Source organism: Coleofasciculus sp. E1-EBD-02, assembly GCF_040218245.1.
In the GTDB taxonomy this organism is placed as follows: Bacteria; Cyanobacteriota; Cyanobacteriia; order Cyanobacteriales; family Coleofasciculaceae; genus Coleofasciculus.
The window spans coordinates 1-12,641 of sequence record NZ_JAVJQN010000163.1 but is presented as its reverse complement, the minus strand read 5'-3'; the positions used below and the strand labels follow the sequence as shown (position 1 = coordinate 12,641).

The 12,641-nt window shown below is 45.8% G+C and carries 17 protein-coding genes and 1 pseudogene; 16 read left to right on the top strand and 2 right to left on the bottom strand.

Translation table 11 applies throughout. From position 1 onward, the window contains the following. Positions 1-144: 144 nt before the first annotated feature. The 5 genes and pseudogenes from RIC07_RS26330 (at position 145) to RIC07_RS26310 (ending at position 3,153) form a co-directional block, all read left to right on the top strand. Entirely contained in the window at positions 145-1,140 is a 996-nt protein-coding gene (locus RIC07_RS26330; protein WP_446397098.1) for a DnaJ C-terminal domain-containing protein, read from the top strand. 132 nt (positions 1,141-1,272) lie between these two features. After that, positions 1,273-1,739: pseudogene (locus RIC07_RS26325) on the top strand (type II toxin-antitoxin system VapC family toxin). A gap of 268 nt (positions 1,740-2,007) precedes the next feature. Next, positions 2,008-2,349 carry a hypothetical protein gene (locus tag RIC07_RS26320; protein ID WP_446397097.1) on the top strand — a complete coding sequence of 114 codons (342 nt, stop codon included), beginning with the start codon at positions 2,008-2,010 and terminating at the stop codon, positions 2,347-2,349. Between the two features lie 203 nt (positions 2,350-2,552). Further along, positions 2,553-2,807 (top strand): hypothetical protein, encoded by a 255-nt coding sequence (locus RIC07_RS26315; protein ID WP_446397096.1) that lies wholly within the window; start codon positions 2,553-2,555, stop codon positions 2,805-2,807. After that, entirely contained in the window at positions 2,800-3,153 is a 354-nt protein-coding gene (locus RIC07_RS26310; RefSeq protein ID WP_446377944.1) for a type II toxin-antitoxin system RelE family toxin, read from the top strand. Before RIC07_RS26315 ends, RIC07_RS26310 begins: the two co-directional genes overlap by 8 nt. A 50-nt stretch (positions 3,154-3,203) precedes the next feature. On the opposite strand, the gene RIC07_RS26305 is transcribed toward RIC07_RS26310, so the two are convergent. Together RIC07_RS26305 and RIC07_RS26300 are read right to left on the bottom strand one after the other, a co-directional pair. Further along, entirely contained in the window at positions 3,204-3,383 is a 180-nt protein-coding gene (locus RIC07_RS26305; protein WP_446397095.1) for a hypothetical protein, read from the bottom strand. Positions 3,384-3,691: 308 nt separating this feature from the next. Further along, a complete protein-coding gene (locus RIC07_RS26300; RefSeq protein WP_446397094.1) occupies positions 3,692-4,801 on the bottom strand; it encodes an AAA family ATPase in 1,110 nt (369 codons plus the stop codon). 416 nt (positions 4,802-5,217) lie between these two features. Between RIC07_RS26300 and RIC07_RS26295 the strand changes: the two genes are divergently transcribed. The 11 genes from RIC07_RS26295 to RIC07_RS26245 all read left to right on the top strand — a co-directional run bounded on the left by RIC07_RS26295 (position 5,218) and on the right by RIC07_RS26245 (position 12,481). After that, positions 5,218-6,657: a cation:proton antiporter gene (locus RIC07_RS26295; RefSeq protein WP_446397093.1), complete on the top strand. Its 1,440-nt coding sequence runs from the start codon at positions 5,218-5,220 to the stop codon at positions 6,655-6,657. Positions 6,658-6,931: 274 nt separating this feature from the next. After that, the gene (locus RIC07_RS26290) at positions 6,932-7,294 is read left to right on the top strand and encodes a cation:proton antiporter subunit C (RefSeq protein ID WP_446377958.1); all 363 of its coding nucleotides are present in this window, start codon (positions 6,932-6,934) and stop codon (positions 7,292-7,294) included. Beyond that, the gene (locus RIC07_RS26285) at positions 7,291-8,724 is read left to right on the top strand and encodes a cation:proton antiporter (protein ID WP_446397092.1); all 1,434 of its coding nucleotides are present in this window, start codon (positions 7,291-7,293) and stop codon (positions 8,722-8,724) included. Before RIC07_RS26290 ends, RIC07_RS26285 begins: the two co-directional genes overlap by 4 nt. A gap of 47 nt (positions 8,725-8,771) precedes the next feature. Beyond that, complete coding sequence (locus tag RIC07_RS26280) at positions 8,772-9,161, top strand: cation:proton antiporter (RefSeq protein ID WP_446397091.1); 390 nt, start codon at positions 8,772-8,774, stop codon at positions 9,159-9,161. Beyond that, positions 9,158-9,439, top strand: a complete 282-nt coding sequence (locus RIC07_RS26275) for a hypothetical protein (protein ID WP_446377964.1) — start codon at positions 9,158-9,160, stop codon at positions 9,437-9,439. The genes RIC07_RS26280 and RIC07_RS26275 overlap by 4 nt, the downstream gene beginning before the upstream one ends. Beyond that, positions 9,423-9,707, top strand: a complete 285-nt coding sequence (locus RIC07_RS26270; RefSeq protein ID WP_446386262.1) for a monovalent cation/H(+) antiporter subunit G — start codon at positions 9,423-9,425, stop codon at positions 9,705-9,707. The genes RIC07_RS26275 and RIC07_RS26270 overlap by 17 nt, the downstream gene beginning before the upstream one ends. Further along, entirely contained in the window at positions 9,700-10,305 is a 606-nt protein-coding gene (locus RIC07_RS26265) for a DUF4040 domain-containing protein (protein ID WP_446397090.1), read from the top strand. The genes RIC07_RS26270 and RIC07_RS26265 overlap by 8 nt, the downstream gene beginning before the upstream one ends. Continuing rightward, positions 10,305-10,976, top strand: a complete 672-nt coding sequence (locus tag RIC07_RS26260; RefSeq protein WP_446397089.1) for a Na(+)/H(+) antiporter subunit B — start codon at positions 10,305-10,307, stop codon at positions 10,974-10,976. The genes RIC07_RS26265 and RIC07_RS26260 overlap by 1 nt, the downstream gene beginning before the upstream one ends. A 185-nt stretch (positions 10,977-11,161) precedes the next feature. Beyond that, positions 11,162-11,572 carry a XisH family protein gene (locus tag RIC07_RS26255; protein WP_446377970.1) on the top strand — a complete coding sequence of 137 codons (411 nt, stop codon included), beginning with the start codon at positions 11,162-11,164 and terminating at the stop codon, positions 11,570-11,572. Further along, positions 11,563-11,919 carry an element excision factor XisI family protein gene (locus tag RIC07_RS26250; protein ID WP_446377972.1) on the top strand — a complete coding sequence of 119 codons (357 nt, stop codon included), beginning with the start codon at positions 11,563-11,565 and terminating at the stop codon, positions 11,917-11,919. Before RIC07_RS26255 ends, RIC07_RS26250 begins: the two co-directional genes overlap by 10 nt. A 250-nt stretch (positions 11,920-12,169) precedes the next feature. Next, complete coding sequence (locus RIC07_RS26245; RefSeq protein ID WP_446397088.1) at positions 12,170-12,481, top strand: DUF4351 domain-containing protein; 312 nt, start codon at positions 12,170-12,172, stop codon at positions 12,479-12,481. Positions 12,482-12,641 lie beyond the last annotated feature (160 nt).

Genomic DNA, 12,641 nt, shown 5'->3' with positions numbered 1-12,641 from the left:
GACCAATGACCAATGACCAATGACCAATGACCAATGACCAATGACCAATGACCAATGACCAATGACCAATGACCAATGACCAATGACCAATGACCAATGACCAATGACCAATGACCAATGACCAATGACCAATGACTAACGACAATGCAAAACTTTCGGAATTATTACGAGATTTTAGGAGTTACCCCCGATGCATCCAATGATGAGATAAAAAAAGCATTTCGGCGACTCGCCCGTAAATATCACCCGGATGTAAATCCAGGGGATAAGACGGCTGAGGAACGGTTTAAGGATATTAACGAAGCCAACGAAGTTCTGTCTGATCCAAGCAGGCGATCGCAGTATGATCAGGTTGGCAATTTCTTTAAGAAGAAAGGATTTACCCGTAAGGCGGCGAAAACCAGTCCAGTGAGAACCGCCTTCTCCCGTAATGGTCGGGGGCGTACTTCTAGCCAAGAAGTGGACTATAGTGAGTTTGGCGATTTTAACAGCTTTGTTGAACAACTTCTAGGACGCCGTCCGCCTCGTCCTGGTATGGGAACGGAACGGACAGGGGGGCGAGTTGAGTCCTCAGATTCGTTTCGCCCTGGAACCCGGAAAACAGCTTATAGAGCTAATTCTAGCGCTCAGCCGAAAAATGTAGAGGCGCGATTAACATTGCCATTAGAAAAAGCCTATACCGGGGGAATTGAGCGAATCCGTTTGGAAGATGGTCGATCCTTAGAAGTTGAATTACCCGGAAATATGGTCACAAATCAGCGAGTGCGCCTCAAGGGTCAGGGAATCGCTGGTGGAGATTTATTTTTAATTATTACAGTTGCGCCGCATCCGTTCTTCAAGCTGAGAGGGTCAGATATTATTTGCCAGTTACCGGTGACAGCCGCCGAAGCCGTATTAGGAATGCCTGTAGACGTACCAACGTTGGATGGGCGAGTGAAAATGAATATTCCGGCGGGGGTGCAATCCGGTCAACGATTACGCCTCGCGAATAAGGGGTATCCTCTGGAAGGGGAACGGGGTGATCAGTTAGTTGAAATTCAAATTGTGGTGCCGAAAACGCCAAGTCCCGAAGCGCGAGAACTGTATCAGAAATTGTTAGAAATTGAACGGTTTAATCCTCGGCGGGATTTGCCGATTTGAGGGAAAGGTAGAGGATAAGGGGAGAGCGATCGCGTCACCTTTGTCGGTCAGGTTGACGAAAGAAAACCCAACACCCTCGAAACAAAGATAAAACGCGGTAGGATAAGGAGTCAATCAATTTTATAGATTGCCGTGAGCGAAACCGTATATATTGAAACTAGCATTTTGGGACACTTAACGGCTAGACCAACGGATAACCTGATTCTTGCAGCCAACATCAAAATTACACAAGACTGGTGGAATGATTTTAGGGGTTTCGTTCTTTATGCTTCAGAAGTGGTTGAGGATGAGGCAGCTAGGGGAGATCCGGAGATCGCCGCTCGAAGGTTAAATTTGTTACAATCGTTAATGCTTCTTGAACTGACAGAAGAGGCTCTATAGCTTGCCCAAGCATTCCTCAACCAAAGTAATCTTCCATCAAAGGCATCAAATGATGCGCTACATATAGCATTGGCAACAGTTTATGGATTGGACTATCTGTTAACATGGCAAATGCTAAAATTCAGCGCAAGCTATCACAAATTAGTTCTCAACTTGGGTATGTTTTACCCATCATTTGCACACCGTATGAGCTGATCGGATATGAGGAGGAGATTTAGGTATGTACAAAAATTAAATTCTGGAAGAAATTCACCAATATCGAGAAGAATATGCTCGCTCATTTCAATATGATTTGAAAGCTATTTTTAATGATTTGCAAAAAAAGCAAGCAGCTCACAAAGACAGACTGGTTAAACTTCCGATCAAACGCTGGTCGAACCAAACAATCACCCGTTGCTAACGAGATATGGAGAGATTACAGTAATGCAGTAAAAGCAAGGCTTTTGGCGTGTGTGACTTGTGTATGCGCTATGGGTGACTTGATTAATGATCGTTATCTGTGATACGTCCCCGATTCTCTACCTGCTACTGATTAACCACCTAGACTTACTGCCGCAACTGTATGGTCAAATCATTATCGCCGAAATTGTACGGGATGAACTCCTAGATCCTGGCGCACCTGTGAAACTTCAGCAATGGATTACCAATCCACCCGGATGGCTACGAGTTGAGCGAGTTACAAGCACACCCGATACCAGTCTAAACAAACTCAATCCCGGCGAACGAACTGCGATCGCTCTGGCTCAAGAGTACCCAGTAGACTTACTGATTATTGATGAACTGTGCAACGCCGCCCCGATTTTGCCAAATTTCAGCAAGATTTTCTGAATGAGGCGCTACGGTTAGCTAAATGCATCGCTTCCCTTCAGTAGAGGGTTAAACAAAGGCTTTCAAGTTATGTTCCGTTATTCCCTCCCCTTGGTAAGGGGAGGGTCAGGGAAGGGTCTGTCTCCAGGTATGGGAGTTTTTTAGTTGTACCACACAGGAAAACCAGATTGCTATTATTTATGTGTAGCGGTGAGGATAGTGAAATGACGATTGCGGAGGTTCGTGAGCTGGTGCAATATGTCACCAACGCTCATGGTGAAACAACGGGCGTATTAGTTCCTCTGAATGTTTGGGAAGAGCTTCTAAAATCGTTGCAGGCTTGTGCCGATGAGCTTGGACAAATTGATGAAGCAGAACCTAATGAGCAAATTCTAGCAGATTTGAAGGATTCCCTTCGTCATGTGAAAGCAGGGCAAACGTTCCCTATCTCTGAATTATGGGATGAAATTGATGTCTGAAAATTCGGCTGTTGAGGTTCGATTTACGTTGCCGTTTAAGCGTCGGCTGAAATCCCTCTCCAAGCGTTATCGTCAGATTCGTAAGGATATTCAACCCATAATTGATGAGCTTCAGGCTGGAAATTTTGTTGGCGCTCAGATTGCTGGGACAAACTATGTTGTTTTCAAGGTGCGGGCAAAGAATAGTGATATTCCCGCTGGCAAAAGTGGTGGGTATCGCTTGATTTATCAGTTAGTGTCACCGCAATGTGTCTTGCTACTACTCATTTACGCTAAGTCTGATCAAGCCGATGTGGCGGCTGCAGAAATTGCATCTGCGATTGAAGAAGTCATGCAAGAACCTTAAATGTGTGATTGACTAAGTGAAACCGCGTTATTTTTTTAGTAAAACTATTATTAATTACCCTCTTTCCACTCTTCTCCACCAGGAAGCTGAACTAAACTATCATCAATAATTGCTGGTAACATTTTTGCCGAATGTTTATAGGTTAAATCGAGCAACCTCTGAGCCGTGATAACTATCTGTGTTCTATCCACCAATTCTGAGAGTTGAAAGGAATTATAAGCACCCTCCATAACGTCCACACTCGCCGGACGAATTGCCGCCTCAATTGCCTCTTCTAAAAAAGGCTCCCATTCATCTTGTTTAATGTAGTAAGATGTTTTATTCGCTTTGAGATTTAATTTTTGAATTTGTCGAAGAAATCGGAAATTGAAGTCCCTACACCTGCCCGGAGTTCAAACTCCGGGCTAATAGCTCAAGTCCATTAAAATGGACTAAAACTCTTATCCAATCGGGCAGCAACAGTTTCAACCCAAGGCAGGGATAATTGATTGGGTAGGGGCACGATACTATCGTGCCCTGATCTAGCTCCAGAAAAGGATTAACTCAAGCGCTGGCGTAGCCACAATGCCAACAGAGGGAGAGCCAGTCGATAATTTTGCTCTGATCCATAAATCAAGCCTTTGTGTTGCAATCCCGCGATCGCGCCTTGCAGACTTCCCCCTCTGGATAGGTAATGTTTGTGAATATAATCGCGACTTTGGGGCTTGTCCGTTGGATCTAGCGCCAAAGACTCCAACAGATGCGCCTGATTTGCCGGAAGCAGCATCAGTAATGACTCGAAAACCATGGATAGGTCGGATAAGAGCTCTTGAATTGCCTGCTGAATGTGGCGATCGCGAATTAATCCGTCAGCCACTCGCACCGATTGGAGGCGTCGCACCAGTGCGGAAGCATCGCCTAAATGCCCCTGTACCGCATTAACAAACAATTCCAAGGCTTGCGATCGCGGATCGAATGTCAACTCTTGGGTATGCAAGACTTCTTGCGCCCAAGCCGCTACCACATCATCGGCTAAGGGAGCTAGCTGCACAATTTCTAAACTATTCCCCAGTTCATCAGGATGAATGCTAATTTCTGCGATCGTTGCGACCAATACATAACTCACCTGAGTCTGACGCTCGATCTCTTGCTTCAAAAAATTTTCCCACACCCCATGGCGATCCCAAGAGCGAATGTGGGGGAAGCTTTCCAAAATCAGCACCACCCGTTCACCTGTAGATTCGGCTAATTCTTGTAGGAGTTCCAGTAATCCCTCAAATGCTTTCCATTGCTGCTCTTGACTCTTTGCCCGAACAGGTTTGAGCTGTGCTCTACCTCGTCCGTTATCGTTGAGGACAAATAATTCAGCCGCCTTGTGTTCAATCCACTCTTGCATTAAAGTGTGAGCCGTTGCACTGAGAAACGTCTGATTGATGCTCTCGCACAGCAATTGCACGAAGCGTTGACCATCGGTAACCCGGATACAGTCAACTTCCAAGATTTTCACACCAACTTCCCGAGCCGCCCGTCGTACCAGACTCCGCCGTCCACTTCCCGGTACTCCTACAATCAACAGGTTGCCCTCATGGGCTAAAACCTGAGTAATTCGCTGGAATTGCGCTTGCCGTCCAACCAATTGAAACGGTGTTGATACATCCAAAATGGTCACGGTTTTAGTGTCCTGATCGCAAGAGTAGACAGGTTCCGACGGTACACCTTTAGTCCTTCAGCCGCCAACGGTATTCGGCGACTCAGGGCTGAGGTTAAGTATTGATTTGCCACGAATCGGTTCTTTAATCCGGCTATTGCATGTTTTATCATGTCGCTCCCAAGCTCAAACCAAGCCGTTGGTGTGGTATGAGTCTATCGTCTGTATTGACACTTTTCAATAGTGTCAGCCTTTTATAGCACTATTAAAACGTGCTATAAATGTTTTAGCACCTTTTCACCGGAAAGCATAGCCGTGTTAGCAGCCTGCCTATTTGCCACCATCCTGTGCGGATTTTTCAGCATCATCTTAAAAAAGACGCTAGCACGGCATCATCAGACCTTAAAAAGCAGCGAGGTTGAGAAATTCAATACCCCATGAGTACATTGACGATTGCCTGGATCGCACTACCGATGTTTGTGGGGTTCAGCATTTATCTGTTCCCCAAACTTGACCGATATCTCGCACTGGGCGTTGCCCTGGTTTCGGTTGGATATGCGTTGCAGTTATTATTTGTGGCTCAATCGCCCTTAACCCTGCAATTATTGGATAGTTTCGGCGTTACATTAATCGCTGACCAATTGAGCGGTTTTTTTATATTGACCAATGCCCTAGTAGCAACCGCCGTTATTCTCTATTGTTGGCACACGAATAAGTCAGCTTTCTTTTATACACAGACGATTATTTTACATGGCAGTGTCAATGCCGCCTTTCTCTGTGCCGATCTCATCAGCTTATACGTATCGTTAGAAGTCATTAGTATTGCCGCATTTCTGTTAATTGCCTATTCCCGAACCAATCGTTCGATTTGGGTGGCTTTACGTTATATGTTTGTCGGCAATGTGGCAATGCTGTTTTATCTGGTGGGTGCGGTGTTGGTGTATCAGGCGAATTATTCCTTTGCTTATGAGGGGTTGAGTAATGCACCCATTGAGGCAATTGCCCTGATCGTTCTGGGACTGTTGAGTAAAGGGGGTATCTTTGTATCGGGATTGTGGTTACCCTTGACCCACTCGGAATCCGAGACACCCGTGTCCGCGTTGCTATCGGGGGTTGTCGTGAAAACGGGCGTGTTTCCCCTGGTGCGCTTTGCCTTGATGGTGGAGGCGATCGATCCCATTATCAGAATTTTCGGTGTGGGAACTGCGCTGCTGGGAGTTGGATTTGCCATCTTTGAAAAAGATACCAAGCGCACGCTAGCATCTAGCACCATTTCCCAATTAGGCTGGATACTCGCAGCACCAGAAGTCGGCGGTTTTTTTGCCCTAGCCCATGGATTGGCGAAATCAACGCTGTTTTTGATCGCGGGTAACTTACCCAGCCGAAACTTTAAGGAACTTAAAGAGCAGCCCATGCATACTGGACTCTGGATTGCCCTAGTCATGGCTAGCCTCTCGATTTCGGGCTTTCCCTTGTTCGTCGGCTTTGGCGCGAAGGTATTAACGTTGAAAAACGTCCTACCTTGGCAAGAGATAGTCATGAACCTGGGGGCGGTGGGAACCGCGATTGTTTATGCCAAATTTATCCTTCTACCCCATGGGAAAGGGAAGCCGGTGCGAGCCAGTTTCTGGACTCCAATCCTACTACTGCTCGGTGGGCTGATTGCCGCAAGCGGGATGTATTTAGAAGGATACACCCTAGCAAATATCACCAAAAACCTGGCAATCATCGCCGTTGGCTGGTTGGCATATTTTTTGATTTTTCAACGAGTGGTATTCAAACTCCCCCGTATGCTTGAGCAATTGGAGCATCTGATCGGATTCATGGGGGTGATGAGTCTAGCGTTGATCCTACTCTTCAAGATGGTATTGGCATGAGGGAGATAAATTGACTTCTTCCCCACCCAATTTTTTCTCCCCCAGCTCCCCCAGCTCCCCCAGCTCCCCCAGCTCCCCCAGATTCCCCAGCTTCCCCATCTTCCCCATCTTCCCCAGCTTCCCCTGCTCCCCCAGATTCCCCTGCTCAAACCAATCCGTTGCTGTGGCATGAGTCTATAATTGGCATTGACACTTTCCAATAGTGTCAGCCTTGGTTAGCACTATTAAAACGTGCTATATATGTTTTAGCACCTTTTTCCAGGACAGCATACCCGTGTTAGAAGCCTGCATATTTGCCACCATCCTGTGCGGATTTTTCGGCATCATCCTGAAAAAAAACCTGGTGATGAAGATCATCTCCATGGATGTGATGAGTACGGGGGTTATTGCCTATTACGTGCTGATCGCATCCAGAAAAGGAGAAGCCTTATTCACACCGATTATTCCCGTCGAAAATGGGATTATTTCCCACGTCGAAAATGGCGCTTACTCTGATCCAGTTCCCCAAGCGGTGATCTTAACCGCGATTGTGATCGGCTTTTCGATTCAAGCTCTGATGCTAGTCGGTGTGATGAAGCTAGCACGGGATCATCCCACCTTAGAAAGCAGCGAGATTGAGAAGCAAAATACCCCATGAGTACATTGACGATTGTCTGGATAGCACTACCGCTATTTGTGGGGTTCAGCATTTATCTGTTCCCTAAAATTGACCGCTATCTCGCACTGGGCGTCGCCCTGGTTTCGGCTGCATATGCGTTGCAGTTATTTGTGGCTAAATCGCCATCAACCCTGCAATTATTGGATAGTTTCGGCGTCACCTTAATCGCTGACCAATTGAGCGGTTTTTTTATATTCACCAATGCTCTAGTTACAACCGCCGTTATCATCTATTGTTGGCACACCAATAAGACGGCTTTTTTTTATACACAGATGATTATTTTACATGGCAGTGTCAATGCCGCCTTTGTCTGTGCCGATTTCATCAGCTTATACGTGGCGTTAGAAGTCATTAGTATTGCCGCATTTCTGTTAATTGCCTATCCCCGAACGAACCGTTCGATTTGGGTGGGGTTACGCTATCTGTTGATCAGCAACGTAGCAATGCTGTTTTATCTGATGGGTGCGGGGTTGGTGTATCAGGCGAATTATTCTTTTGCTTATGAGGGTTTAAGCAATGCTCCCATCGAGGCAATTGCCCTGATTTTTCTGGGACTGTTGAGTAAGGGGGGTATCTTTGTATCGGGATTGTGGTTACCCTTAACCCACTCGGAATCCGAGACACCGGTGTCGGCGTTGCTATCGGGGGTTGTGGTAAAAGCTGGGGTGTTTCCCCTGATGCGCTTTGCTTTGATGGTGCCAGAGATTGATCCCATTGTCAGAATCTTCGGCGTAGGCACAGCGGTGCTAGGAGTCGGTTATGCCGTCTTTGAAAAAGATACCAAGCGAATGTTGGCATTTCACACGATTTCGCAGTTAGGCTTTGTCCTAGCAGCACCCGAAGTCGGTGGTTTTTATGGGCTAACCCACGGGTTAGTCAAATCAGCGCTGTTCTTAATCGCGGGAACCTTACCCAGCCGTAACCTCAAAGAACTACACCATAAGCCGATTAATACCTCAATTTGGATTGCTTTAGTTATCGCTAGTTTCTCTATCTCAGGTTTTCCCCTATTGTCTGGCTTTGGGGCGAAGGTTTTGACGATGAAAAATCTTTTGCCCTGGCAAGTGATTGGCATGAATATTGCGGCTTTGGGAACAGCAATATCCTTTGCAAAATTCATTTTTTTGCCTCACGATTCACAAGGAGAGGGAAATGTCAAGCCCAGTTTCTGGTTAGCCATGATTATATTAATCGGGGGTTTAATTTTAGCAAATGCTGTGTATTACGAGGCGTATACGGTTAAGAATATCGTGAAACCCCTAGTCACTATCGCACTTGGATGGTTGGCATATTTTTTGATTTTCAAACGACTTGCCATCAAACTCCCTCGTATGCTTGAGCAATTCGATCATCTGATTGGACTGATGAGTTTAATGTTGCTGCTGCTGTTTGGGATGGTATTCGCTTAATCTCAAACTCTTACAAATGACCAATGACCAATGACCAATGACGAAAAATGATTGGACATCTGAATTTGATATTGCGATTAACCATCTGGTTTTTGCTCACCGCTAGTCTGAGTGTACCAAATATCATCATTGGCATCGCCATCGCCTTTCTCTTGCCGGGACGCCCCAAAACTCCGGAATCCTTAAAGGATTGGTTGCGGGTGCTGGGGGAGGTACTTGTGGCGATTCCCCAGGCGTATTTTGAGGCATTTGAAATTATGTTCCGTCCTCATAAGTACGAAGATGTAATTATGGAACGAGTCAAACCCCAGCGTACACCTGGACTAATTTTTCTCGATATATTTTTAATTACGTTTACACCCAAAACCATTGTTTTAAAATACCACGAGGAAGGGTCGTATGAAGTCCACAGAATTAGCCGGAGAAGACGAACATGAATTTGATTTTAATTAGCATGATTTTGGCGCTACTTATCCCCATGTATGAGGCATGGCAGGATGATGATATTTGGCAAAAAATGTTGGCATTTGCCAGTATTGCTACCAAAACCTCAATTATGATTCTGGTTGTTTCTGTCATACGGGATGACTGGATGATCGGAGTCGTCGGGGTGATTATTCTAAGTGTGGGAAATGCCGGATTAATGTTGTTGGCACATATCCTGAAACGCATGAGTGATTTAGCAGAAGAGTCCTATTATGATCAACGTGCTTAGTTATATCTGTATCGGGTTAGGAATTGTCTTCTGGTTTTGGGGAACTTTTCCGTTGATTGGTCACCGATCGGTATTATTCAAACTGCATACTCTTTCGGTGGCAGATACTCTTGGCTCAATGAGTATTATCGTCGGATTGCTGCTAAAAATACCCAGTGAGTGGCCCCTACTGATTCTCGCCATTATCTCCTTGGCGATTTGGAATACGGTGCTGGGGTATGTGTTGGCGTACTGTTCAAGTAGTGGGAAAGAGGTTGACTATGAATGAAAGTGATATCTATGTGATTATTGCGCTGCTGCCTTTGGCTTCTTGTATGTTGATCTTTCAGGTGAATCCTTACCATGCTTTGGTGATTCGGGGCATTTTGGGAGCGGTGGCGGCATTGGTTTATGCAGTTTTGGGGGCGGCAGATGTGGCGTTGACCGAAGCTTTGGTGGGTACTATGCTGGCGATTACGCTATATGCCGTGGCGGTGCGTTCATCTTTAACGATGCGTCTGGGTGTACTTGAAGACGGTGGCGATAAAGTGCCAACTACGGAAGAAGTTGAGCGGCATTTTGGGGAACTGATGGATGATTTACGCCGCATTTTTAGCAAACATTATATGCGTGTAGAGGTAGTCCCGTACACGGATCAGCAGGCGTTGCATCGGGCGCTGATGGAGAAAGAAGTTCATGCCACCTGTACGCGATCGCACTTATCAGAACTGGAGCCTCAAGACCCGACAGTACCTGAGTCTGAGACGCCATCTTATCACACCGCGACTCGGGTTCAACGTCTCTATGACATCATACGAACAGAACTGTCGTCACCCGCGACACATTTAACCTATATCAATACACCAGATTCAGGGGAGAAACATTAATGAAATGGGTTTACATTGCAGCGGGGATAGCGCTGTACGTCATATTCCTAATCACGCCCAATATGTCCAATTCGGCACCGGATTTGTCGGATATCTCTATCGTCGAAGCCGTTGTAGAAGACAGTGGCGTGTCCAATGTGGTTTCGGGTATCATTTTCCGGAATCGGTTGTATGACACGATCTTTGAAGTGGTGGTATTTACGATCGCGATTATGGGTGTGCGGTTTCTGCTGGCGGATGAAAAGCCGTTCTGCACCGTCTATCAATTTACCGATCAACCCTCGATGATTTTGGCGCGTTTGGGAGCAACTATTTCCGCCTTGGTGGGTATCGAACTGGCGATTCGGGGACATCTTAGCCCTGGTGGTGGATTTGCCGCTGGGGTAGCTGGAGGAACCGCGATCGGTTTGGTGGCAATTACTTCATCAACGGAGTGGATGCAGGACATCTATAAGCGTTGGCACGCCTCTAGATGGGAGAAGGTTTCGGTGCTGGTTTTCATTGTCCTAGCGGTGATCACGCTGGTTGGAGGCGAGTTACCCCACGGAGAGTTAGGCAAACTGCTCAGTGGCGGGATTATTCCCCTGCTCAATATTCTAGTTGCCGTAAAAGTCGCCTTGGGTTCCTGGGCAGCTATTTTAGTGTTTGTTCATTATCGGGGATTGTTGTGATAAGCTGTTCGGCATTTAAATTGGGATACCTCAATCGCTCAATCCCTTGATGAGTCAGTGTTTTTCTTCACTATTGCCTATGACACACCGAGCGAAGTCGAGGTGTTGCCTATTGCAAGAAAGCCTAGCGCGTAGCGCTATATTTGAGCGAGAAACAGTGGGTCAATCCGCTTGGGAAAGTTCGTATGGTGAAAGATAGATTCCATGATGTTGTTAGAACTGCTCTAGAAAAGGAAAACTGGAAAATTACGGCTGATCCTTACGAAGTTAGTATCGACGATGTGGATTTTGAGATTGATTTGGCAGCGGAGCAATTGTTAGCAGCAGAACGAGAAAATCAGAAAATTGCTGTAGAAGTAAAAAGCTTTATCAGCACGTCCAATGTTTCAGATTTTCATACGGCATTGGGTCAATTTCTAAACTACCGAGATGCACTAGCAAGGATTGAACCCGATCGCCAACTTTATCTAGCTGTGCGAGAGCCAATTTATGAAAGTTTCTTCCAGCGACGCTTCATTATGGCAGCAGTTGAGCGGTATCAAGTCCGATTGGTGATTTACGATGTGAAAAAGGAGGTGATAGTGCAATGGCTGTAGAGCAATATCGCCAGTATATCCGACATCTTCTTTCCGAACGTGCCGAGCGTGCTGCGCGGCAAAGAACTGCCCCGGAATATGAAGTCCAAACTGTTTTTGATACACAGCAGGATCACTATCAACTACTGTATGTTGGTTGGCGTGGGAATAAACGTGATTTTGGCTGTATTCTGCATGTTGATATCAAGGGTGGAAAAGTTTGGATTCAGCATGATGGCACAGAAGAAGGTTTTGCCAATCGATTAGTCGCGATGGGAGTACCGAAACAAGATATCGTTTTGGCTTTCCATGAACCTGAAGTGCGTCAGTTTACAGGTTTTGGTACAGGTGAAGCGATCGCCGATTAATCCAAGTTATATCATGTCCGCCTAAACAGTCATCGTTCCCTTTTCCCCTGCTATCTGCCTTGGAGCTTGCCAACTAAGGAACTATCCAGTCGTTGAATAAGCTCCAGATATAATTCCTGAGTCTCTGGCGGCAGTAAATAGGTTGGTGGAAATAAACATAACTAGATTAAGTTATGTAAACAAGTCTCAAACCCTTACTGTTCCCTGTTCCCTGTTCCCTGTTCCCTAATCTCTACCGCTAACTTTAATTGTGTCCACCTACTTACCAGAAATAGGAGAAGCGTTAAATATTGCCAGCAGTGCTAACTTAAGTAATAAAGAATTAGAGGAGTTGCACAAGCAGGAAGTGTTTATTGGAGATAGGAAAGGCGAGATTAATTTTGCCAAAGTTGAGCAAAGTTTAAAATTAGTTTCACTTCTAATGCGACAGAAGTTTGGCGCTGTTCCTCCAGAGGTTCAGGCTAAAATAGAACAATTATCTTTGGAACAATTAGACCGTTTAGTCGAGACAATTTTGACATTTACAACCTTGGACGACTTGGAGCAGTGGTTAGATAATTAATATCGGTTTTTAATAATTCGGGCTTGCTGCACAACCCAGAAACCCTGAGCCATCAATACTTTGAGGCGTATGGACAGTGGATAAAGTGCAAGGAAATGGGGTAGCATCCCTCATAAGTATGACATCACCTTGCTCAGGGAAAATGTACCCTTGCTCCCCC

Excerpts from the sequence above, each read along its gene's own strand:
- RIC07_RS26330 (WP_446397098.1), top strand. The coding sequence starts at position 145 with ATGCAAAACTTTCGGAATTATTACGAGATTTTAGGAGTTACCCCCGAT.
- RIC07_RS26320 (WP_446397097.1), top strand. The coding sequence starts at position 2,008 with ATGATCGTTATCTGTGATACGTCCCCGATTCTCTACCTGCTACTGATT.
- RIC07_RS26315 (WP_446397096.1), top strand. The coding sequence starts at position 2,553 with ATGACGATTGCGGAGGTTCGTGAGCTGGTGCAATATGTCACCAACGCT.
- RIC07_RS26310 (WP_446377944.1), top strand. The coding sequence starts at position 2,800 with ATGTCTGAAAATTCGGCTGTTGAGGTTCGATTTACGTTGCCGTTTAAG.
- RIC07_RS26305 (WP_446397095.1), bottom strand. The coding sequence starts at position 3,383 with ATGGAGGGTGCTTATAATTCCTTTCAACTCTCAGAATTGGTGGATAGA.
- RIC07_RS26295 (WP_446397093.1), top strand. The coding sequence starts at position 5,218 with ATGAGTACATTGACGATTGCCTGGATCGCACTACCGATGTTTGTGGGG.
- RIC07_RS26285 (WP_446397092.1), top strand. The coding sequence starts at position 7,291 with ATGAGTACATTGACGATTGTCTGGATAGCACTACCGCTATTTGTGGGG.
- RIC07_RS26280 (WP_446397091.1), top strand. The coding sequence starts at position 8,772 with ATGATTGGACATCTGAATTTGATATTGCGATTAACCATCTGGTTTTTG.
- RIC07_RS26275 (WP_446377964.1), top strand. The coding sequence starts at position 9,158 with ATGAATTTGATTTTAATTAGCATGATTTTGGCGCTACTTATCCCCATG.
- RIC07_RS26270 (WP_446386262.1), top strand. The coding sequence starts at position 9,423 with ATGATCAACGTGCTTAGTTATATCTGTATCGGGTTAGGAATTGTCTTC.
- RIC07_RS26265 (WP_446397090.1), top strand. The coding sequence starts at position 9,700 with ATGAATGAAAGTGATATCTATGTGATTATTGCGCTGCTGCCTTTGGCT.
- RIC07_RS26260 (WP_446397089.1), top strand. The coding sequence starts at position 10,305 with ATGAAATGGGTTTACATTGCAGCGGGGATAGCGCTGTACGTCATATTC.
- RIC07_RS26255 (WP_446377970.1), top strand. The coding sequence starts at position 11,162 with ATGGTGAAAGATAGATTCCATGATGTTGTTAGAACTGCTCTAGAAAAG.
- RIC07_RS26250 (WP_446377972.1), top strand. The coding sequence starts at position 11,563 with ATGGCTGTAGAGCAATATCGCCAGTATATCCGACATCTTCTTTCCGAA.